Genomic DNA, 207 nt, shown 5'->3' on the forward strand with positions numbered 1-207 from the left:
TTAAACCTGAACGATAGCCAGTTTGAATATAAACCCATCGATATGCCGCTAGATGTGCTTTTAGGTAAGCCGCCTAAAATGCATCGCGATGTGAGCTCCAAAAAAGTAAGCTCGCCTGCACTAGATGACGCGGGTATTACATTAAGTGATGCAGCGACGCGCATTCTGTCGTTACCCACAGTGGCTGAAAAAACATTCCTTATCACC

1 protein-coding gene is annotated in these 207 nt (G+C 45.4%); it reads left to right on the forward strand.

Features of this window, described 5'->3' with window-relative positions; all coding sequences use genetic code 11:
• The coding region (locus tag NLF92_RS14140; protein ID WP_254102913.1) for a hypothetical protein at positions 1-207 on the forward strand (207 nt) is incomplete at both ends.

It is taken from the genome of Opacimonas viscosa, assembly GCF_024199005.1.
In the GTDB taxonomy this organism is placed as follows: Bacteria; Pseudomonadota; Gammaproteobacteria; order Enterobacterales; family Alteromonadaceae; genus Opacimonas; species Opacimonas viscosa.